Annotated in this window: 2 protein-coding genes; both read left to right on the forward strand. The window is 44.3% G+C overall.

Annotation, left to right across the window (positions count from 1 at the left end; all coding sequences use genetic code 11):
- A partial coding sequence (locus R7E78_RS29495; RefSeq protein WP_318059066.1) for a helix-turn-helix domain-containing protein occupies positions 1–122 on the forward strand: 122 nt, incomplete at its 5' end.
- 2 nt (positions 123–124) lie between these two features.
- Positions 125–463, forward strand: a complete 339-nt coding sequence (luxU, locus tag R7E78_RS29500) for a quorum-sensing phosphorelay protein LuxU (protein WP_020838698.1) — start codon at positions 125–127, stop codon at positions 461–463.
- Positions 464–551 lie beyond the last annotated feature (88 nt).

Consider the following 551-nt stretch of genomic DNA (forward strand, 5'->3'; position numbering starts at 1 on the left):
AAGCGATTGAGACGTGTGACGGCAATATTCCAAGAGCCGCTGGGTATCTTGATGTCAGTCCGTCAACGATTTACCGCAAACTACAAGCATGGAATGGTAAAGAAGAGCGGCAGAAGGTGTAAGCATGACGATATTGAATCAACAAAAAATAGATGAACTGTCGATGGAAATCGGCAGTGATAACGTGCCTGTTTTGCTCGATATTTTTTTGGGTGAGATGGATACGTACATCGACAACTTGTCGCAGTTAGAAGGTTCAGAGCGCTTAGTGTATTTGAAAGAGATCAGCCATGCGCTAAAAAGCAGTGCTGCGAGTTTCGGAGCCGACAGTTTGTGTGAGTTAGCGATGTCTATCGATAAAAAAGCCAAATCTGGTGAGTTAGTTGAACAGGGTAGTGAGGTTAACACTATGCTTGATCGCTTGAATGAAACACGCGACGCGTATCGCTCTTGGACTCAATAAAGCCTTTACTTTTTAAACACAAAGCCCTTCCATATTGGAAGGGCTTTGTCGTATCAACGTTGGCAGTCTCAAGTGGCTACTTAGCGAG

The organism is Vibrio sp. YT-19(2023) (genome assembly GCF_033337395.1).